The sequence below is a fragment of the Pontibacter sp. GD13 genome (assembly GCF_058216355.1).
Genome location: NZ_JBYZMQ010000002.1, coordinates 492,553 through 513,712, shown reverse-complemented (window position 1 = coordinate 513,712; position 21,160 = coordinate 492,553). Strand labels below are relative to the sequence as shown.

Genomic DNA, 21,160 nt, shown 5'->3' with positions numbered 1-21,160 from the left:
TTTAAAATTATAATCGTACCGCGATGCCCTGCGCTTTCAGGTACTCTTTAAGCTCAGGCACACCCAGTTCCCGGAAGTGAAAGAGACTGGCAGCAAGCGCCGCGTCAGCTTGCGCTACCTGAAACGCCTCGGCAAAGTGCTGCTTTGCACCAGCGCCTCCGGAGGCAATGACAGGCACAGAAACGGCTTTGGCCACATCGCCGGTAATATCCAGCGCGAAACCTGCTTTCATGCCATCGTTGTTCATGCTGGTGAGCAGTATCTCACCTGCGCCTAGGTCTGTAACCTGCCTGGCCCAGTCTACGGTGGCTTGTGCTGTTTCTACGGTGCCTGCGCGGGCATAAACTTTCCAGCCGGAGGCTTCGGTGTGCTTGGTATCAATGGCAACGGTTACGCACTGGCTTCCAAAATGCTTCGCCAGTTCTGCAACCAGCTGTGGATTTTTGATGGCCGATGAGTTGATAGAAACCTTATCAGCCCCGGCATGCAGGAGCACCTCCACATCGGCCACAGCACTGATTCCGCCGCCTACCGTAAACGGGATATCGATGTGGCGGGCAATGTCGCGTACCAGGGCCGCAAAGGTTTTACGCTCTTCGTTCGTGGCGGTTATATCCAGAAAGACCAGTTCATCGGCCCCTTGTTCGGCGTACCATTTCGCCAGCTCCACCGGGTCGCCGGCATCGCGGATGTTCTCGAACTGCACCCCTTTTACAGTGCGCCCGTTTCGGATGTCGAGGCACGGGATAATACGTTTGGTTAGCATACGAATCGCTCTAAGTCTTTGAGTGGAATGGTGCCCTCGTAAATGGCTTTGCCGATGATGGCACCTTTTACCCCTATCTCTTGCAGTTGCTCTAGGTCCTGTATGGTGGTAACGCCGCCGCTGGCAATAATGCCCGCAGCTGGCAATGTAAGCTTCAGATGCCGGTATGTTTTTAGGGAAGGCCCTTGCAGCATGCCGTCTTTGCTCACGTCGGTGCAGATAAACAACTTGGCTCCGGTTTGAACATAACCGGATATAAATTCCTGCAGCGGGTATTTGCTTTCCTCGGTCCAGGCGCTGATGGCAATGTTAGCCCCCTTGAAATCAGCACCGATGATAATTTTGGCTGCGCCATACTTCAGCAGCCACGCCTTCACCGTTTCTGGTTCTCGCACTGCAATGCTCCCGGCTGTTATTTGCGCGGCGCCGGCATCAAATGCCTGCTTCACGGCCTCATCCGACTGTAAACCTCCTCCGAAGTCGATGCGGAGGTTGGTGTTGGCCGCTATACTTTCCAGTATCGCCAGGTTGACCGGTTTGCGTGCGCGGGCTCCGTCCAGGTCTACCAGGTGCAGGCGCTTGATGCCGTGGCCCTCAAAACGCCTGGCCACCTCCAGGGGGTTACTGTCGTAGGTGGTTTGCCGGGCGAAGTCGCCCTCGGTCAGGCGCACGCACTGGCCGCCAATTAAATCTATGGCTGGGATTATCTCCATCATAAGGCTAAAAAGTTCTTCAGGATTTGGGCACCGGCAGGTCCGCTTTTTTCGGGGTGGAACTGCGCAGAGTAAAAGTTCTTATACTGTAAGGCCGCCGAAAAAGGCTCGGGATAGGCAGTTTGTGCAATGGTGTACTCACTCAGCGGCACATAATAGCTGTGCACATAGTACACGTACTCCTGCTCCTGCACCCCCTTAAACAAGGGTGAGGCTGGCTGTTCCAACTGGTTCCAACCCATGTGCGGCACCTTCAGCTCCGTCTGGAACCGCTTTACCTGCAACGGAATTATGTTCAGCAGCTCGGTATCGCTTTCCTCGGAGTGCGCGCACAGCAACTGCATGCCCAGGCAAACACCGAAAAACGGCTGTTTCAGCGTCGGCAACAGCTTATCCAGTTGGCGCGCCTTTAGCTGCGCCATCGCCGAAGATGCCTCTCCCACTCCCGGAAAGATCACTTTGTCTGCCGCTTTGATCGTATCGGCGTCGGCACTGAGCGTGGCCTGCACACCCAAACGCTCCAGCGCAAAAAGCACCGACTGCACGTTGCCAGCCTTATAATCAACTATAACCAGGTTCATAGTATGGACATCTGCTTTAAAAATACTGTTTAAAAGAGGCAGGGCCTCTGTCGCAAGTATACCACGGTACACTTTAAAAAATAGCAAGGCGTTTGCACCTGACAACATCAAAAGGCAAGGTGCAGGTGCATGTTAACTTTCATCCTATTTATACCTTCACACTTCCATCCTGCTTCCCGAAAAAAAAAGCCTGACTCGTTTCGGAGTCAGGCTTTTGGATATATTCGCGTATGCTTTTAGCAAATCCATAGGCAAGCGGCTCCGAAACTTTTGCTTCGTGCAGGATGATGGTGCTTATGTGCCAGTATGCCTTTCATTGCTGCAAATATAGGACATCTGTTGCAGTATACAACTATTTTTTGCCCCTTTCCGGTAATACGGATGCATCATTCCTGCTGAAATCACACTTAAAAGCTCTCCCGAAGTGCATAGGCCTGGCGCATGCGCTTGATCAGCCGCTCCGACTCTTTGAAATTCAGGGTCTGCTGCCCATCCGAAAAGGCCTCCTCCGGTTTCTGGTGCGTCTCGTAGATCACGCCATCAGCACCGGCCATTACGGCAGCCAGGGCCATGCTATCCACATAGTCGCGCAAACCGATGCCATGCGAGGGGTCCACGATAACCGGCAGGTGCGTTTTCTCTTTTAGCACCGGCACCGCATTCAGGTCCAGCACGTTGCGGTAGGCTCCTTCGTAAGACCGGATACCGCGCTCGCAAAGCATGATCTTTTCATTCCCGTTCGAGAAGATATATTCAGCCGCCTGGAGCAACTCTTCCAGCGTGCCGGAAATGCCCCGTTTTAGCAGCACCGGCTTCTGCGCCTCGCCCAAGGAATCGAGCAGGTTAAAGTTCTGGCTGTTGCGGGCCCCCACCTGGAAAACATCCACATAATCGATCATCTCCTCGATCTGCGACACCTGCATCACCTCAGTAATGATCTTGATGCCGTTCTCGCGGCAAATGCGGTAAAACATCCGCAGGCCCTCCAGGCCCAGGCCACGGAAAGCGTACGGGGAGCTGCGGGGCTTAAAAACGCCCCCGCGCATGATCTGCACGTTGTTTTCCTTCAGGTGCTGCACCACCAGCTCGATCTGCTTCTCGCTTTCGATGGAGCAGGGGCCGGCCATGATGCTGAACTGCCCTTCACCGATCATCACTCCGCCGCCGAGGTCGATGCGGGTGGGCTCTACTTTCCATTTGCGTGAGATCAGTTTGTACTCATCCGATACGCGGTGAATGTCGGCCACTCCGGGTAACTGGCCCAGGGTGCGGATATCGAAATCCTTTTTGCCGATGCCCACAATATAATGCCCCTCCTGCGTGCGCACCTCATTGCCTTTAAAGCCCACCGCTTTAATTTGCTGCAGGATATTATCTTTTAGGTCGGCGGGGATGCCTTGCTGTAGCTGTATGATCATGATGCGTTTCTGATGCTTTGGATAAATGTTTTGATGTTCTGCTCCAGGCTTCCCTCCTGCGCCAGCGCTTTGATAAAGGCACTGCCGATGATGGCGCCGCTGGAGTGGTTACATGCTTCCGCAAAGGTGTCGCGGTCGTGAATGCCGAAGCCGATGATGTTGGGGTTGCGCAGCCCCATGGCGCCTACCCGCTGAAAATAGGTTGTGTTCACCACGGCCTGGCCCGTGGTGCTGCCGGTAGTGGAAGCCGACGACACCATGTAAATAAAGCCGTTGGTGTGGCTATCAATCTCCCGGATGCGCTGCTCCGGTGTCTGGGGCGTTACCAGGAAGACCTTGCTTAAATTATGCTGCTCAAACAGTTGCTTGTACTCGCGTACATAATCGCTTAAAGGCAGGTCTGGCAAAATGATGCCGTCCACCCCGATTTCACCGGCTTTCTGGCAAAAGCGCTCCACGCCATACTGCATCACCGGGTTCAGGTAGCCCATCAGCACCAGCGGTATTTGCGTGTGCTTCCGGATGCCTTTTAACTGCTCAAACAGCTTCGGAATGGTCATGCCGTTACGCAGCGCTATTTCGCTGCTCTGCTGTATAGTTGGGCCGTCAGCCAGCGGGTCAGAAAAAGGCATGCCGACCTCTATCATGTCCACGCCGTTCTTTTCCAACTCCAGGATGATCTGCACGGTATCGTCCAGGTTAGGGTAGCCCGCCGTAAAGTATACCGAAAGCAGCCCCTGTGGCTTGCTTGCAAAAAGTGACTTAATTCTATTCTCCATCTAATTGAAAACGCTCTAAGTAAGTTGACAGATCTTTATCGCCACGTCCGGAAAGGTTAATGACCACCACCTCATCCGGCTTAGCTCCTATTCTGCCAATGGCAGCTAACGCGTGCGCCGACTCCAGGGCAGGGATAATACCCTCCAGCCTTGTCAGTTCGAGCACGGCCTGCAAGGCTTCCTCGTCGGTGATGCTTTCGAAGATGGCGCGCTTCGAATCGAATAAGTGGGCATGCAGGGGGCCTACACCCGGGTAATCCAGTCCGGCAGAAATGGAGTACGGCTCCGTAACCTGCCCGTCGTCAGTTTGCATGAGCAACGTGCGGCTGCCGTGTATCACCCCGATCTTTCCGAGTACAGAGGTAGCGGCAGACTCACCAGAATCCACGCCAAGGCCGGCGGCTTCCACGGCTATCAGCTTTACATCCGGCTGGTCGAGGTAATGGTAAAACGCTCCCGCTGCATTGCTGCCGCCACCTACGCAAGCCACCACGTAATCCGGGTTCTCACTACCCGTCTTCTCCAGCAACTGCGCTTTCATTTCCTCCGAGATCACGGCTTGAAAACGGGCCACCATGTCCGGGTACGGGTGCGGCCCCACCACCGAACCGATGATGTAGTAGGTGTCTTCGGGGTTGTTGATCCAGTCGCGAATAGCCTCGTTGGTAGCATCTTTCAGGGTTTTGCTACCACTTGTAGCCGGCACTACCGTTGCGCCTAACAACCTCATACGGGCCACGTTGGGGGCCTGCCGTTTAATGTCTACTTCACCCATGTACACAATGCACTCCAGGTTCATCAGGGCGCATACCGTGGCCGTGGCCACCCCATGCTGTCCGGCTCCTGTCTCGGCAATAATGCGGGTTTTGCCCAACCGCTTTGCCAGTAATATTTGCCCGATGGTGTTGTTGATCTTATGGGCCCCGGTATGGTTCAGGTCCTCGCGCTTCAGGTAAATGTTGGTTTTATACTTTGCGGAAAGGCGCTTGGCAAGGTAAAGCGGTGTAGGACGCCCTACATAATCCTTGAGCAACGACTGCAGTTCTTCCTGAAAGTCAGGCTCCTGCATGATGCTAAGGTAATTCTGGCGTAACTCCTCCACGTTCGGGTACAGCATCTCGGGTATGTATGCCCCTCCGAACTTGCCGTAAAAGCCGTTTTCGTCTACGTTATAATTCATGTTGATTGATTTAAAAGTGGAGCGCAAAAAGGTATGCTAGAAAATAATCCAAACCTGTAACCTGCTGTGCTCTTCATTATATTTGTGAATTTAATTGATTCGCAAGTCTTAATTTTCTGCGCTGCGCAACTGAAACAACTCTCTTAGCAGCGTTATATCCTTCTGCCCTGGCGCAGTCTCGAAACCACTGTTCACATCCAGGGCGAAAGGTTTTGGCCGTACTTTATCCAGGTGTTGCAAGTTTTCCAGGTTCAGACCTCCGCTCAGAAAGTATGGTTTAGGAGAAAGGTTGTCTTTCAGCAGTTCCCAGTCGAAGGGGAAGCCGTTGCCGCCATACTCCTTCCCGCGCGTATCGAAGAGGAAATAATCAGAGCAGGACTCGTAGAGCAGGGAGTTCTCGAAGGCGAATTTATCATCCACGGAGAATACCTTGATCACCTCCACGCCCAGGTCCTTCAGTTCGGCGCATTGGCGGGGTGTTTCGCGCCCGTGCAGCTGCACTGCGTCCAGGTTATACCGGGTTATGGTGTCTTGGATCTTGTCTGTGTTTTCGTTCACAAACACGCCCACTTTTTTAATGCTTTTAGGCAGTTCCTCCAGCAGCTGGGGCGTAATATGCCCTTCGGCGTAGCGCTTGGAGTCTTCGTAAAAGATAAAACCCATGTAATCCGGCTTCAGGGCAGCCACCTGCCTGATGTTCTCCGGTTCTCGCATTCCACATACTTTTATTTTCATAGAGCGGGCTTAAATAAACATTCAGTGCTGATCATTAACTAAAGAGGCTTTTTTCTTATCCTGCAGCAACCTTAGCTCTTTAATGAACCTGGCGGCAGCCTGCTCTGGCCTGCTGTTGGCCATAAAGCTCTCCCCTATCAGGAAACCATTGTAACCCGCCTCCTGTAAATCAACCAAGGTTTGCGGTTCACTCAGGCCGCTTTCAGATATTTTTATAACGCCTGCCGGAATGTGCCTGGCAAGTTCAAAGGACAAACCCACTTCTGTTTTAAAGGTTTTCAGGTTACGGTTGTTTACGCCCACCACATTCACCTCGGCACAGTAGCTTTGCTGCAGCTCTTCCAGGTTATGCACCTCCAAAATCACCTCTAACCCTAACGATCTGGCATACGTGGCAAGTTCCAGCACCCGATTTGGGGGCAGCGCTGCCGCGATCAGCAGGATAGCGTCGGCACCGATCGACTTCGCCTCCAGTATCTGGTAGTTATCCACGGTGAAGTCTTTGCGCAGAATGGGGCAATAGTTATACTTACGGGCCGTGACAAGGTCTTCGTTTTTGCCACCGAAAAAGTTGGTATCCGTTAGGATGGAGAGCGCCGACGCCCCGGCCTGCATGTAGCCGATGGAGGTTCTTTCTACCGAAACATAGGGGTTGATATCTCCCTTGGAGGGCGACTTGCGCTTGATCTCGGCAATAATCCCGCTTTTATCCTGGCGAAGCAGGTAATGCTCCAGCGAGAGGCAAGGTGTCTGGAAGTAAAGGCTTTTTTCCAGCAGTTTTTCCGGGTACAGCGCTTTGCGCTCCGCCACCTCAATGTGTTTCTGGGCTATTATTTCGTCTAGAATATTCATGGTTGATTCTTAAAATTGATAGCGTATGTCCGAAGTGCGTTTAGGCATTCACCACTTTATGATCGTTTATTAACTTGTTGAACAGCTGGTAAGCCTTGCCTGATGCAAGTGTTTCTTTTGCTAGAAGCACGGCCTCGGTCAACTCCAACTCTGGGCGTGCGCACTGAAGCGCCATGCCCGCATTCGCAGCTACAACAGATGTCTGCGCCATTGTTCCATCTCCCTGCAAAACTTTCAGGAAAAGGGCAGCGGAGTCTTCCACGTTCTGGCCTCCCCTGATCTGTTCATGCTGCAGCCGCGGCAACCCCAGGTCAGCGGCATCCAGTAAGGTTTCCTTTCTATCAGAGATCACTTTAAACGGACTGGTCAGGGACACTTCGTCGTAGCCATCCAGGGTATGGATGATGCTGTACTGCACACCGGGTTGCTGCTGGTACAGGTAGCCGTACATGCGCGCCAGTTCGAGGCTGAATACGCCCACCATCTGGCGTTTCGGGAAAGCCGGATTCACCATTGGGCCCAGCATATTGAAGAACGTTTTCACGCCCAGCTCCCTTCGTATCGGCCCCACACTCTTCATGGCCGGATGGAACAAAGGGGCATGCAAAAAGCAGATGTGGTACTTGTCGATGCTGCGCTTTAGGGCATCGGTGTCGGTGGTGAATTTTATCCCCAGCGCTTCCAGCACATTAGATGAGCCGCAGCTGGATGATACTCCATAATTGCCGTGCTTGGCAACATGCACGCCGTTGGCAGCCACCACAAAAGACGACAACGTAGAGATGTTGAAGGTATCTTTCCCGTCGCCGCCTGTGCCACACAGGTCTATCGGGTTGTAGGCATCCAGGTCTACGCGGTGGCAAAGATCGAGCAGGGCATTCCGGAAGCCCTCTAATTCCTCCACGGTAATGCTGCGCATCATAAACACGGTCAGGAAGCTGGCAATCTGGTTCTGGTTATACTTTCCGGCCGCAATACTGACCAGCACCTCATGCGCATGTCCCTTGGACAGCGTTTTATGCTCGAATAAATGATTCAGTATCTCTTTCATTTTTTATAGACAAAAGAATTTTTGACAAAAGACAATGGAAGGTTCTCAAACGTATGACTGCTGGCCAGTAAAGTATAACTCCCTTAAAGTCACCTGTAGGTTGACTCAGCGTCCGTTGCCATAGAATTAGCTTTCCAGCCAGTTTTTAATAATTTCCGGGCCATGTTTCGTTAGCACCGACTCCGGGTGAAACTGCACGCCTCGCACATCATGTGATGCATGGCGCAGGGCCATCACGTTTCCGGCCTCATCCTCGGCGGTAACCAGCAGGCACTCGGGCACTGCTTTCTCTACCAACCAGGAATGATAACGGCCTGTATCGAACTGCTGTGGCAGGTTCCGGAAAAGCGGTTCCTCTGCGCGAGTCACCCTGATTGGCGTAGCCACGCCGTGCCATACTTGGCTGCTGTTAAAAAGGATACCCCCGTATACTTCACCAATCGCCTGATGTCCCAGGCAAACGCCGAACATGCTTTTGGAAGACCCGAACTCTCGGATAATCTCTTTCAGCATGCCTGCCTCATCCGGGATGCCCGGCCCCGGAGAAAGCAGTATCTTATTGAAGGTGGCTACCTCTGCCAGGGTTGTCTTGTCATTTCTCCGGACTGTAACTTCCGCACCCAGTTCCTGCAGCATTTGCACCAGGTTGTAGGTGAAGGAGTCATAATTGTCAATTACCAGTACCTCCATATCAGTTGATCTCCTGTGCTAGTTGTAAAGCCGTGCGCAGCGCCATGAGTTTATTGTCCACTTCCTGCAATTCACTCTGCGGGTCTGATGCAGCCACAATGCCTGCCCCGGCCTGGTAGAACAATTTGTAGTCCTTGCTCAGGAAAGAACGGATCATGATGGCGCTGTTGAAATTGCCGTTAAAATCGAGGAAGCCGATGCAGCCGCCATAAAAGGCGCGGTTGGTGGTTTCGTATTGATCGATCAGCTGCATGGCCCTGTGCTTGGGTGCTCCTGACAAGGTGCCGGCCGGAAACGTGCTGGCCACCATCTGCAGGGAATCCTCCTGCCGCTGCAACTGCCCGGATACTTTAGAAACAAGGTGAATGACATGGGAATAGAACTGGATCTCCCGGAAGGTTTCCACCTCCACGCTGTGCCCGTTGCGGCTCAGGTCGTTGCGGGCCAGGTCCACCAGCATCACATGTTCCGCGTTTTCCTTGGGGTCGGCCAGTAGTTTTTCAGCCAGGGCTGCGTCGGCGGCATCATCGCCGGTTCTCCTGAACGTACCCGCAATCGGGAAAATGCTGGCTTTCTTGTCTTTGATCACCAGCTGTGCCTCCGGTGAGGAACCGAAGATCTTAAAGCTGCCGTAATCGAAATAAAACAGGTACGGCGACGGGTTTATGGAGCGAAGGGCTCGGTATACGTTAAATTCATCTCCCTGAAACGCCTGCTCAAAACGCCTGGAAAGCACCAACTGAAACACGTCGCCGCGGTAGCAATGCTGCTTGGCTTTCTCTATATTCTCTAAGAACGCCTCGCTGCTAATGTTATAGGTCTCTTCGCCGTCGGTGTTAAACGTATAGCTCGGAATGTTACGGCTGTTGAGCAGCACCTCAATCTGCTCTATGCCGTAGTCATCGTCGAGGTTGTAACTGTGGGCGAAAATGTAAGCTTCATTTGTGAAATGGTTGATGGCGATCACATACCTGTATACCGCATAAAACAGATCCGGAAGCTGCTGCCGGTCCGGGCGCAGGTTTAGCGCAATATCCTCGTAATAACGCACGGCATCGTAGTTCATGTAGCCGAACAAACCGTTGTGAATGAAGTTGAATTTGTTGCGTTCAACCTCGAAGCTTTGCGAAAAAGCAGCTAATGCGGCCGGCACGCTGATTTCTTTTGAAATGGGTGTCTGCGTGGAACTTCCATCCGGGTAGACCTCTGTCAGTACCTCGTTCTCGGCCTTTATACTTGCCATAGGGCTGCAGCAGATGTAGGAGAAACTGTTCTCGGCGCCATGGTAGTCAGAGCTTTCCAGTAGAATACTGTTTGGGTAACGGTCGCGCAGCTTGAGGTACACGCTTACCGGGGTCAGGGTATCGGCAAGGAGGCGTTTATGGGAAGTTGATAGCTTGTACTTACGCATTTTTAATTTAATGGGGATGAAACAAAAAGCCCGCTGATCAGAGGAACAGCGGGCTTTTAAACCTTTACTTTTGCTATAATCAATTACTTATGAGCTATAGCAGTGCTGTTCACAATACTTTTCGTAATGTGCCACCACCAGGTCATATGTAAGTTCTGAGTCATTTATTTTTACGTTTACGAGGCGTCGGTCACCTTGTTTCCGTTGCAAATGTAAACGCTAAAATGTTAAAACAAAAAATTATACGCTTTTTTTCTTACTCCGTCTGTTACTAATATCTACCAAAAACATCCCTTCTTGCTTTGCTTTTTACAATATCCCCTTCGTGCTCGGGATGGAGGTATCGTTCGGATCCTGGGCAACAGCCATGCGGATGGCGCGGGCAAAGCCCTTGAATATTGCCTCTATCTTGTGGTGTTCGTTGTCGCCCGCTACTGTTATGTTGAGGTTAGCCTTTGCCGTGTCCGAGAAGGACTTGAAAAAGTGAAAGAACATCTCTGTGGGCATGTCCCCTACTTTCTCCCGTCTAAAATCAGCCTTCCAAACTGCCCAGGGGCGGCCACTGAAATCGATGGCTACCTGCGCCAGCACCTCATCCATAGGCAAAAGGAAGAACCCATAGCGGCTGATGCCGCGCTTATCGCCCAGCGCCTGCAGGAAAGCCTCTCCAAGGGCCAGTCCGGTATCCTCAATGGTGTGGTGCTCATCTATGTGCAGGTCGCCCTTTACCCGTATGCTCAGGTCTAGCTTACCGTGCTTGGCCACCTGCTCCAGCATGTGGTCAAAAAAGCCAAGACCGGTGCTTATATCCATTTTACCGGTTCCATCCAGGTCCAGATCCACCTGTATCTCCGTTTCTGAGGTTGTGCGGCGTACGCTAGCCCGACGACCTGCTTTCTGCTGCTTCAGAAAAGTATAGATCTCGTCCCAATCTTCAGTGCTCAAATCGGCGCCTGGTGCTTTACTTTCCCCGATAAAGATGGCTCGGGCACCCAGGTTCTGCGCCAGTTTCACGTCTGTCTGGCGGTCACCGATCACAAAGCTGTTTGCCAGGTCGTACTCGCCTTCGAGGTACCGCTTCATCATCCCGATTCCGGGCTTCCGCGATTCCAGTCCCTCGTGCTCAAAACTGCGGTCGATCAGGATATCATCAAACTGAATGCCTTCTGTCTCCAGGATCTCCAGCATCTTGTTCTGGTACGGCCAGAAAGTATCTTCCGGATAAGCGTCGGTCCCTAATCCATCCTGGTTGGTCACCATCACGAACTCATAATCCAGTTCCTGGTAAATTTTCGCCAGGTTTCGGATGGATTTCGGAACGAAGGCGAATTTCTCAAAGGAGTCTACCTGGAAATCGGTTTTCGGCTCAACCAGTATGGTGCCGTCGCGATCTATAAATAATGCTTTTTTCATTTTTTTATATGTATCAAGTAACACGTATTTCGAATCCTGCTCTTCAGCACATAAAGTAACTTGTAGAGCAACGCGAACCGACCTACATGATGCGATTTCTAAAACTCCGCCAATGCTTTTAATAGTTCCTGATTCTCCTCCAGGGTGCCAATGGATATGCGGATGCACTCTTCACACCCCGGCAAGCCAGACCTATTACGAACAACTATGCCTCTGTCCAGCAAATGTTTATACACAGCCTTTGCATCTGTTACTTTAACAAGTATAAAATTGGCATCGGATGGATAAACTATCTCAACTGGGTTCAGGGTGGGCAGGGCGTTCATTAGCAGTTTACGTTCCTGCACGATCTCCTCCACCATGTCTTTCAGCACTTCGGTCTTGTCGATAGCCTGCAGCACCAGTGTTTGCGTGGCTTCGTTGATGTTATAGGGCGGCTTTATTTTATCCAATAAAGCAACAATCTGTTCTGAGGCGAAGGCCATTCCCAAACGCAACCCGGCCATGCCCCAGGCCTTTGAGAAAGTCTGCAGGATAACCAGGTTCGGATACGTGTTCAAGCGGGTGGTCCAGCTGGGGGTATCGGCAAAATCAATGTAAGCTTCGTCGATCACCACCAGGCCGTTAAACCCACCCAGTAGCGTTTCGATGTCTTCTGTGCGGATGCTGTTCCCGGTGGGGTTGTTTGGGGAGCAGATAAAAAGCAGCTTCGTTTCAGGTGTGATAGTTTCTAGCACCTCCTGCACCGGAATCTGAAAATCCGGCGTCAGCTGTACCGTGTCTATGCGAACCTCGTTCAGGTTGGCGGACACCTCATACATGCCATAGGTGGGTGGCAGGCACAAAAGCGCGTCCTGGCCCGGACGGCAGAATGCCCTTAAAAGCAGATCAATGGCTTCGTCGCTGCCATTGCCTAAGAAAACCTGGTCCGGCCGCACCTCTTTCATCTCCGCGATCAGCGTTTTGAGCTCTTTCTGGTGCGGATCGGGGTAGCGGTTGTAATTCTCCCCAGCCAGACTGCCCAGGCTGTTTTCGTTGGCATCAAGAAAGATGCTGGCAGAGCCTTTAAAATCATCGCGGGCTGATGAATAGGGTTTCATTTGGAGTACGTTCGGGCGTACGATACTTTCGAGGTTAAACATTACCAATCTCCTTTAATCTGATAGAAACAGCGTTTTTATGGGCCTGCAAGCCTTCGGCTTCAGCCATTACCTCTACGGTGCGGCCAATGCTCTGCAGGCCCTGCTGCGAAATGTGCTGAAACGTGATCTTTTTGATGAAACTGTCCAGCGACACACCGCTGTAGACGCGGGCAAAACCGTTGGTAGGCAAGGTATGGTTTGTGCCCGACGCATAATCTCCTGCCGACTCCGGGGTATAGTTGCCCAGGAAAACAGAACCTGCGTTGATCACGCCCTCTGCCACCCGCTCAAAATCCGACACCGCCAGGATCAGGTGCTCCGGCGCATACAGGTTAGAGAAGGCCAGCATTTGCTGGGTTGAGCTTAATACAATGGCCATGCTATTCTCCAGTGCTTTGGCGGCAAATACCTCGCGTGGCAGTTCTCTCAGCTGCCTCTCCAACTCCTGCCCTACTTTATCCAGAAAGTCTTCTGAAGTAGTCAGCAATACTACCTGCGAATCGGCTCCGTGCTCCGCCTGCGACAGCAGGTCCGCAGCAACGAAAGCCGGATTGGCAGCCTCATCGGCCATGATCAACACTTCTGATGGCCCAGCGGGCATGTCAATGGCCACACCCAGCCGGCTCACCAGTTGCTTGGCTACGGTTACATACTGGTTACCCGGCCCGAATATCTTGCTCACGGCAGGCACGCTTTCTGTGCCAAAGGCCATGGCAGCCACTGCTTGTGCCCCTCCTGCTTTTACGATGTTGGTAATGCCTAGCAGGGCTGCTGTGTAAAGTATGGCGGGGTGCACTTCTCCTTTGCTGTTTGGAGGTGTACATAACACGATCTCAGCACAGCCAGCCAGTTTGGCCGGTACCCCCAACATCAGCAGCGTAGAGAACAAAGGCGCCGTTCCGCCCGGAATATACAAACCTACTTTCTCGATGGCGACACTCTTTCGCCAGCACACCACCCCAGGCATGGTTTCGATGGGTTGCATCTGCTCGGCCTGTTGCGCATGGAACATCTGTATGTTGCTGTAGGCTTGCAATATGGCTTCTTTCAGCGCGGCAGGTATAGCTGCGTCCGCAGCGGCCAGTTCATCCCGGCTTACCAGTAGCTGACCGGGGCGTACCCCGTCATACTTCTCAGCGAGTTGCAGCAACGCCTCATCCCCCTGCTCTTGCACCAGCCGGAAGGTATCTTTGATGCCTGCTTCCAGCTCGTCCAAATCCTTTACCGGGCGTTTCACCAGCTCATGCCAGGTGGCCGCATCCGGGTTTATTATTTTACGGATCATATGATCATCTTTTCGATCGGTACAACTAAGATGCCCTGCGCTCCTGCGTCTTTCAGTTTTTCGATGATCTCCCAGAAATCATCTTCGTTCACGACTGAGTGCAGCGAGCTCCAGCCTGATTCTGCCAGCGGAAGTATGGTAGGAGACTTAACCCCGGGAAGCAAGGCGCTGATCTGCTCTACCTTGTCGTTTGGCGCATTCAGCAAAATGTACTTGGCGCGCTGGGCGCGCTGCACGGCATGGATCCTGAACAAGAGTTTATCCAGTATCTGGCTTTTCTCCGCATTCAGCTCCTGGTTGGCTATAAGCACTGCCTGCGATTTAAACACGCGCTCCACCTCTTTCAAACCGTTGCTGATCAGGGTGCTGCCGGAACTCACAATATCACAAATGGCATCGGCCAATCCAATGCTTGGGGCAATTTCTACAGAGCCGCTGATCGTGTGAATGTGCGCTTCTACGCCTTTTTCGGTCAAATAAGCCCTCAGCAGGTTTGGGTAGGATGTGGCAATGTTTTTCCCTTGCAGTTCAGAAATACCAGTGTAGGTATCGCCCTTGGGCACAGCCAGTGACAGGCGGCATTTGGAGAAACCCAGTTGCTCAACGGCCAAGCGCTGCATCCCCTCCTCTACCAGTACGTTCTCGCCCACAATCCCGATATCTGCCACGCCATCGGCCACATAACCGGGTATGTCATCATCGCGGAGGTACAGGATCTCGAGCGGGAAGTTGGTGGATTCAGTTTTTAACTTAAGACTGCTGTTTACATAGGAAATACCACATTCCTTGATCAGTTTCAGCGAGTCTTCACTTAGTCTGCCTGACTTTTGAATGGCAATACGAAGCATATAGTATAGTTTGAGTTTAATGAAAATGATTATACGCTTTGCAGCTTTGCAAAGTATAGATAGGGTTAATCCCTGGGGGGCTATATGGTGCTTATCTTCCTCTTACGAGGAATGATGGATGTGATGGAAATGCACAGTTGAGCCATGAGCAGCAGGCGCTGCCGGGGTAGTGAAGAGAATATCGTTGTTGTTGATGCTCATACTGTGCTGCAAATGTAGCAGGATTTTTATATAAACTTCATATTTAGCAAAATGTTTTTAATCCTCCCATAATTTGCCTGACCTAAAATGCAAAGCGCCGGCCCCTTTACAGGAACCGGCGCTTTGCACGTTAGGTCAGGCAATAAACCTGTAGCTTACTTCTTGAGGATCATCTTCAGACTCTGAGATTTAGAGCCAGTAACCAGTCGGGCAATGTAAATGCCTTCTGCCAGGTTTCTGCCATCTACCTCAAACTCATACAGCGTGTTGGCCTCAGCCACTCCCATACTTACCTTCTTCACCAGGGCTCCTTTCACGTCGTACACTTCAAGCAGGTAACTCTGCTCTTGGTCTACTGAGAAAGCGATGGTTGTTCTGTCAGAGAATGCGTTCGGGAAGTTGTAGAAGCTGCCTCTCTCGTCCATGGCTGGTTTCGCTTCGGTGATAAGCTTGCCGGTTGTTGAGCCGCCTTTGATATTTGGTTGGTGTATCACGATGGAACCCCCACCAATTGTGGTACCTGAACTTGCAGTTAAAGATGCCGGATCGTCAGATGCGCTTTGCTGGTTATCGTACACGACGGTTCCTGTGTTCTTGTCCCAAATCTTAATCCTGAACAGGTCATCTGTTTTGGTATTTCCTAAATCTCCATCAACGGCAGTAAGCATGAAACCATAGTCGCCGGTGCCGTTTATGGTACCAGAACCCTTGTATTGCGCTCTGCTACCAGCCACAGTTAACCAGTCGTAAACCGTACTCTTGAAATTCATGCCACCGGCTTTAAACTGGAACTCTGTATTTCCAGAAGGTTTGTTGGCTCCTTTCTCGTACTTAGAGACAAATCCGAAGTTCGCCTTGTCTGATACCATCATGTACTGATATGTACCAATAGGAGAATTAATCCAGCCGCCACCTGTTACAAAACCAGCTGTAGGATCATAAAAGACAGCATAAACAGGCTCTGAACTGTAAGAATCTCCTAATCCATCCTTATATCTAACCTGCACCGTAAACACGCCAACAACATCACTATTAATGGTTAATTGATTACTGGTTTCTGTAATGCTTACCTGGCTGCTGGCTACACCTGCAGGAAAGGTTACTTTCCATCCATCATAGTTGGTATCAGGGCCGAATGTAACATTAGCTAAAGAGTTACTCTTAATAGCTACAGGGGCTGATACGGATAAACCCGTAACACTTGGAATCGCAAAAATTGTGGCTGTTGTTGTAGCACTGGCACCTGTCGGAAGCTCATAGTTCTGAGTCACAGCTTCCGCGCCAACAAGACTTAAACCAGTAGCCGTAACTGTGTGCGTTCCGGGAACAGCAGAAGCAAAATTTGCTGCGGTCACAGAAAGCCCAACAGTCTCCCCCACAATCACACCTTCTACCCCTTTACTCGATAAGGTGGCAGTGGTAGCATTATCAAATAATTTGTTTTTAGCTGCGATTACTGGGATCAATGTTTTCTTGCCGATGGTCAGCTCACCAGACGTGTTGGTGATCTCGTAGTTGCCCAGAACTTGCGCTGGGATTAGCGTGGCGGTGATGGCGTAAGGGCCACCGGCAACCGTTTCGCCAGCTGCACGTGCATAAGAAGCAGTCACATTGTCGCCAGCCAGGAAACCCGTCAACGAACCCGTGAAAACTGGATCAGTAGCACCATACTCTTTTGTCTTAGAAACAACAGTTACAGAAGCCGTTTTCTTGCTGATGGCAAAGGTCTTGCTGCCCGAGGAGGCCTCGTGGTTGGCGTCACCAGCATAGCTGTAGCTGGCCGTGGCCGTGCCCGCATTCACGTTGTTTGCATAAGTCGCCGCTGGTGTCAAGCTCAGACCACCTGCACCGGTTACGCTCACTGTGGCTGGCGTGATCGCAGAACCTGTGTACGTAAAAGGACCGCCATTAATGGTTACGACCGTAGCAGAAGCGGCTTTGTTGATGACGATACTGGCTGTGCCGCTGGCATCATTGTAGTTGCCTGTAACGTCGGTGAACTTCCAGTTGGCCGTGCCGCCTGGAGCGTTGGTGAAGCTTGCGCCTAAGTCAAGACCTGTTAAAGTCTCACCTTTCACGCCTATGGCAGAACCTGTGGCGCCGTGCGCAGCTCCGTCATAAATGCCGGTATAGCCAATTACATCAATCAAAGCATTTGCTTTATCTACTCTCAGCGTCACTTCCATCGTGCCTGCGTTGTAGTTAGCAGTAGCAGCGGCACTCACTGATAAGGTGTGCGCTCCCGCACCCAGCACTGTGGTTGCCTCCGGGCTGTATGTTAGAGTTGCTCCTCCAAGTGCGGAGGCGTTTAGCTGGGTGTCAGACAATGCCGTGCCGTACGTGATGTCAGCAGGGTTGTTCCAGGTGATCACCTGATCAGCTTTTTCAATTACCAGATCACCTGTTACATTCTCAGCCTGATAATTAGCGTTATCCAGGGATACCGTCACGGCATAGGTGCCGGCATTTGTTTTGCCGTTGTTGCTGATGCTTACTCCAGACAAACCAGCTGGTAAAGTAGTGGCGGTTGCAGACTTGATAGTGCCATCGTAAGTATGGGACAGATTAGCCAGTGTTAAAGTAGCAGTCGCCTTGTTCACAGTAAAAGTCACAGACTTATCCGCAGCGGCCAAATAATTTGCTGTGGCGGCGGAGGAAGCTTGTACCGTCACACTTCCAGCACCCTCAATGGTTAGCGTGGAACCGTTGACTGTCGCATTTCCGCTGGTAACGGCAAAGCTAACCGAAGCGCCCGATTCAGCTGTTGCATTTAAACTTACTGTAGCAGCCGGCGCATACGTCTGAGCACCAGGATTTGTGAATGAAATGCTGTTTGCAGCCTTGCCGATCGTGAAGGTCTTGCTGTCGGAGGAAGCAAGATAGTTCTCACCACCTGCATAGCTGTGGCTGGCCGTGGCCGTGCCGGCGTTGATGTTTTCTGCATAGGCAGCCGCTGGAGTCAGGTTCAGGCCGGGGCCTGTGACGCTTACGGTGGCTGGCGTAATGGCCGAACCCGTGTAAGTGAAAGGACCAGCAGCAAGCGTTACAACAGTAGTCGTGGCAGCCTTGCCGATGGCGAAGGTCTTGCTGTCGGAAGAAGCAAAGTGGTTGGCGCTTTCGGCATATGTTGTAGTAGCCGTATAAGTACCCGCATTCACAGGCGCTGTGGTAGAAGCGGCATATACTGTCGGCGCGACACCTGCATAGGTAACGGGCAGAGAAGCACTTAATCCGCCAGCGCCAGTTACGCCTGCTGTGCCCGCAAAGGCCGCTCCGTTGTAGGTGCCGCCGCTTACAGAAACTGCCGTGGTGGTCGGAGCCTTGGCAATATCCAAGGTGCCTGTTCCGTTTGTAGCTGCATAGTTGCTGTTATTTAATGCTGCAACCACTGCATAGGATCCGGCATTTGTGGGTACAGTAGCAGCGCCAGCATACGTAACGTTCACGGCCAGGTTAGCTGGGGAGGTAGTTACAGTAGCTCCTTGTGCGCTGCCAGTATAGGTTTTAGACAAACCCGCTACTGTGATGGTGGCTGGTGCTGGAGTTATTTTTAATGTACCATTGGCACTTGGTGAACTAGTACTTGATGTATAAACGCCTGTTCCTGTAAAATTTGCTCTTACAGTATAGTCACCTACATTTGCTCCATTCAGGTTATAAGCAAATAAAACAGTGCCGGAAGTAACTGCAGAAGTTCCTACTGAAACACCATTCACAATAAATTCTACGCTACCAGTGGCAGCGGCCGGAGTAACAGAAGCACTCAGTGAAACAGAGGCATTTCCATAAACAGCTGTTGCATTTCCGGCAGTTATAGTAGTTGCAGTTACATTACTAAAAGAAATTACAACATCATCAGATGACGTACATGAACCATTGCTAATTGTCCAACGAAGCGTGTAAGAGTTTCCAGCAACTCCACTAAATTGAGAATTAAGATTCGTTGGACTAGCTATAGTACCTCCTGTTCCACTAACTATAGTCCAGTTTCCTGTTCCTATTTGTGGTGCATTACCAGCTAGATTAGTTGATATTCCAGTGACAGAGGTCTGATCAGGTCCTGCATCTGCAGTAGTAGGAGATAGATTTACCTGAAGATTGACTGTATTGATAGCATTGTTTGTTATAGGATCGATCGACCTTACTCTCACTCGATATGTAGAACCTGTAACAGCAGATGGAATAATTCCATTTATAATTAATGTTCCATTACCTCCATCATTATCTTTTATCCGCCCTATTTCTCCTAAAATAATTGTTCCTGCTGTGTTTGTGAGTTCTGCTATAAATGTAGCACCTGCTTCAAATTGACCAGTAACATTATTGTTTTTGGCAGCTATCTTTTCAAAATTAACAGAAATAGGTCCTCCTATACAAAATGTAGAGTTAACCACAGTAACATTACCGATTCCAGCATCCGTAAAATGAGCTACTGCTATACTTCCAGACTCGCCCTTAGCCGTCAATACAAATGCCACCCCCAGGTGGTTTTCCTTAATTAAAAACTGATTGTTAAAAATATTGCCTTCCGCATCTGCAATAGCAAACAAATCGTGCGGATTGACACAGGTAGCTGGCTTAGGTGTTTCTTCAAAACTGAAGTCTACCCTTTCGCCGGGCTGCCAGCCCGATCCGGTGATCGTTACATACTGGCCAGGAGAATAGTCATCCTTGTCAGTCGTAACCGTTTGCGCCTGCACCCCAAATGCAGCAAACAAACAGAGCAGGGTGATCAGCAGGAGGCGCTGGCCAAAGAGGTGCTCCGTAATTTTTCGGTTCAGTAAAAATTTTAAATTCATACTTCGTAAATAGTTAGTAGTTAATAATATAGGATGTGGTTAAAGCTGCTTGTGGCCATAGAGCATCACGCTTAGAGCCTTCACTAATCCCTTCACTTGGGATTAGCGCATATAAGAATGCCTTTCCTATTAGGAAAAAGCATACTTCAAAGTTGAAATCAATTAAAGTTTTGTGGGGAATTAGTATTAATTTAAACTATTAAGTGAATTATACATGCAAAAGTTCAAAAGGTTGTATTATTCACTTAAATAATAAAATATTTTTAACTAAATAAGTCTTGTATTTTAAATGGATTTTTATAGCAAAATATCTACACATGGAGTGCAGGTAAACATTTCTGTTTAAATTTGCCCCTGCAACGCTTTGGCACAGTTTTTACGGTTAAAGCTTATACCCTGTAGTGCAAATTACCTATATAATGAAGCAGCCATTTTTAAGTATTATTTTTTTAAGTGTCCTGTGTTTTTTTTCTGTCCAGGCTACTGCCCAGCTTAATTTACCACAGGCCAGCCCCGCGGCTTTTATAAAACAAACCATTGGTTTAACCGATATTACGGTCAGCTATCATGCGCCGGGTGTAAAAGGACGTAAAGTGTTTGGAGGCCTGGTGCCTTACGGAAAACTATGGCGTGCTGGCGCCAACGAGGCTACTCTCATCCATTTTGAGGATGAATTATTCCTGAACAACGAACGGGTGCCTGCCGGAACCTATTCTTTCTTCCTGTTGCCTGTAAACGATTCGCTCTGGCATGTGGTGTTAAACAAGGATACCACACTCTGGGGACTGGAAGGGTATAGCGAACTGAACGATGTAGCCTACCTGGATATAAAACCCCAGGATGCCCCTTTCCAGGAAACCATGCAGTTCAATTTCACAGATATTGGCACCAATTCCGGTAAGTTAAACCTGGCCTGGGAAAACAAGCAGGTAACGATCAACATCGAAACGGAGATCGAGAAAAAGGCGCTGGCCAACATTCAGGCTGCGCTGGCAAAGGCCGAACCGAACGACTGGTACATATGGGCGCAAAGCGCGGAGTATATGCTGCCCCGGCGCGAACACCACCAAAAAGCGCTGGAGTGGGTGAATAGGTCCATCGCAATTAAAGAAAACTTTTTTAACAGCTGGATCAAGGCTAAACTTTATGCCCTGAACAAAGAGTATGGAATGGCCACAAAGCTGACAGCACAGGCCATGAAGCTCGGCACTTCGGAGCCCGATTCCTATAAAACCTATGCCAAAGAAATTGAGTCGGCTTATAATAGCTGGAAAAAAATCAGGACCAACTAAACGT

Annotated in this window: 18 protein-coding genes; 2 read left to right on the top strand and 16 right to left on the bottom strand. The window is 50.6% G+C overall.

Going from position 1 to position 21,160, the window contains the following annotated elements; genetic code table 11:
- Positions 1-7: 7 nt before the first annotated feature.
- From hisF to AC4BAN_RS05770, 16 genes are all read right to left on the bottom strand, one after another.
- Positions 8-766, bottom strand: coding sequence for an imidazole glycerol phosphate synthase subunit HisF (hisF, locus tag AC4BAN_RS05845; RefSeq protein WP_490563438.1), 759 nt, complete (start codon positions 764-766; stop codon positions 8-10).
- The gene (gene hisA / locus AC4BAN_RS05840; protein ID WP_490563437.1) at positions 760-1,482 is read right to left on the bottom strand and encodes a 1-(5-phosphoribosyl)-5-[(5-phosphoribosylamino)methylideneamino]imidazole-4-carboxamide isomerase; all 723 of its coding nucleotides are present in this window, start codon (positions 1,480-1,482) and stop codon (positions 760-762) included. The genes hisF and hisA overlap by 7 nt, the downstream gene beginning before the upstream one ends.
- Positions 1,479-2,060: an imidazole glycerol phosphate synthase subunit HisH gene (gene hisH / locus AC4BAN_RS05835; RefSeq protein WP_490563436.1), complete on the bottom strand. Its 582-nt coding sequence runs from the start codon at positions 2,058-2,060 to the stop codon at positions 1,479-1,481. The genes hisA and hisH overlap by 4 nt, the downstream gene beginning before the upstream one ends.
- A gap of 407 nt (positions 2,061-2,467) precedes the next feature.
- Positions 2,468-3,478 carry a 3-deoxy-7-phosphoheptulonate synthase gene (gene aroF / locus AC4BAN_RS05830; protein WP_490563435.1) on the bottom strand — a complete coding sequence of 337 codons (1,011 nt, stop codon included), beginning with the start codon at positions 3,476-3,478 and terminating at the stop codon, positions 2,468-2,470.
- Positions 3,475-4,257 (bottom strand): tryptophan synthase subunit alpha, encoded by a 783-nt coding sequence (gene trpA, locus AC4BAN_RS05825; RefSeq protein WP_490563434.1) that lies wholly within the window; start codon positions 4,255-4,257, stop codon positions 3,475-3,477. Before trpA ends, aroF begins: the two co-directional genes overlap by 4 nt.
- The gene (gene trpB, locus AC4BAN_RS05820; RefSeq protein ID WP_490563433.1) at positions 4,247-5,437 is read right to left on the bottom strand and encodes a tryptophan synthase subunit beta; all 1,191 of its coding nucleotides are present in this window, start codon (positions 5,435-5,437) and stop codon (positions 4,247-4,249) included. The genes trpA and trpB overlap by 11 nt, the downstream gene beginning before the upstream one ends.
- 108 nt (positions 5,438-5,545) lie before the next feature.
- Positions 5,546-6,172, bottom strand: a complete 627-nt coding sequence (locus AC4BAN_RS05815) for a phosphoribosylanthranilate isomerase (protein WP_490563432.1) — start codon at positions 6,170-6,172, stop codon at positions 5,546-5,548.
- A 21-nt stretch (positions 6,173-6,193) separates the two neighbouring features.
- The gene (gene trpC / locus AC4BAN_RS05810; RefSeq protein WP_490563431.1) at positions 6,194-7,024 is read right to left on the bottom strand and encodes an indole-3-glycerol phosphate synthase TrpC; all 831 of its coding nucleotides are present in this window, start codon (positions 7,022-7,024) and stop codon (positions 6,194-6,196) included.
- Positions 7,025-7,064: 40 nt separating this feature from the next.
- Complete coding sequence (gene trpD, locus AC4BAN_RS05805) at positions 7,065-8,075, bottom strand: anthranilate phosphoribosyltransferase (RefSeq protein WP_490563430.1); 1,011 nt, start codon at positions 8,073-8,075, stop codon at positions 7,065-7,067.
- Positions 8,076-8,201: 126 nt separating this feature from the next.
- Positions 8,202-8,765, bottom strand: a complete 564-nt coding sequence (locus AC4BAN_RS05800) for an anthranilate synthase component II (protein WP_490563429.1) — start codon at positions 8,763-8,765, stop codon at positions 8,202-8,204.
- A gap of 1 nt (position 8,766) precedes the next feature.
- Positions 8,767-10,176: an anthranilate synthase component I family protein gene (locus AC4BAN_RS05795; RefSeq protein ID WP_490563428.1), complete on the bottom strand. Its 1,410-nt coding sequence runs from the start codon at positions 10,174-10,176 to the stop codon at positions 8,767-8,769.
- Between the two features lie 309 nt (positions 10,177-10,485).
- Positions 10,486-11,589 carry a bifunctional histidinol-phosphatase/imidazoleglycerol-phosphate dehydratase HisB gene (gene hisB / locus AC4BAN_RS05790; protein WP_490563427.1) on the bottom strand — a complete coding sequence of 368 codons (1,104 nt, stop codon included), beginning with the start codon at positions 11,587-11,589 and terminating at the stop codon, positions 10,486-10,488.
- A 98-nt stretch (positions 11,590-11,687) separates the two neighbouring features.
- The gene (gene hisC / locus AC4BAN_RS05785; protein WP_490563426.1) at positions 11,688-12,731 is read right to left on the bottom strand and encodes a histidinol-phosphate transaminase; all 1,044 of its coding nucleotides are present in this window, start codon (positions 12,729-12,731) and stop codon (positions 11,688-11,690) included.
- Entirely contained in the window at positions 12,724-14,016 is a 1,293-nt protein-coding gene (gene hisD, locus AC4BAN_RS05780; protein WP_490563425.1) for a histidinol dehydrogenase, read from the bottom strand. The genes hisC and hisD overlap by 8 nt, the downstream gene beginning before the upstream one ends.
- Positions 14,013-14,864, bottom strand: coding sequence for an ATP phosphoribosyltransferase (hisG, locus tag AC4BAN_RS05775; RefSeq protein WP_490563424.1), 852 nt, complete (start codon positions 14,862-14,864; stop codon positions 14,013-14,015). Before hisG ends, hisD begins: the two co-directional genes overlap by 4 nt.
- 356 nt (positions 14,865-15,220) lie before the next feature.
- Positions 15,221-18,781: an MBG domain-containing protein gene (locus AC4BAN_RS05770; RefSeq protein ID WP_490563556.1), complete on the bottom strand. Its 3,561-nt coding sequence runs from the start codon at positions 18,779-18,781 to the stop codon at positions 15,221-15,223.
- An 837-nt stretch (positions 18,782-19,618) separates the two neighbouring features.
- Here AC4BAN_RS05770 and AC4BAN_RS05765 point away from each other — a divergent pair.
- Both AC4BAN_RS05765 and AC4BAN_RS05760 read left to right on the top strand, forming a co-directional pair.
- Positions 19,619-19,849, top strand: a complete 231-nt coding sequence (locus tag AC4BAN_RS05765) for a hypothetical protein (protein ID WP_490563559.1) — start codon at positions 19,619-19,621, stop codon at positions 19,847-19,849.
- Between the two features lie 434 nt (positions 19,850-20,283).
- Positions 20,284-21,156 carry a DUF2911 domain-containing protein gene (locus AC4BAN_RS05760; RefSeq protein ID WP_490563423.1) on the top strand — a complete coding sequence of 291 codons (873 nt, stop codon included), beginning with the start codon at positions 20,284-20,286 and terminating at the stop codon, positions 21,154-21,156.
- Positions 21,157-21,160 lie beyond the last annotated feature (4 nt).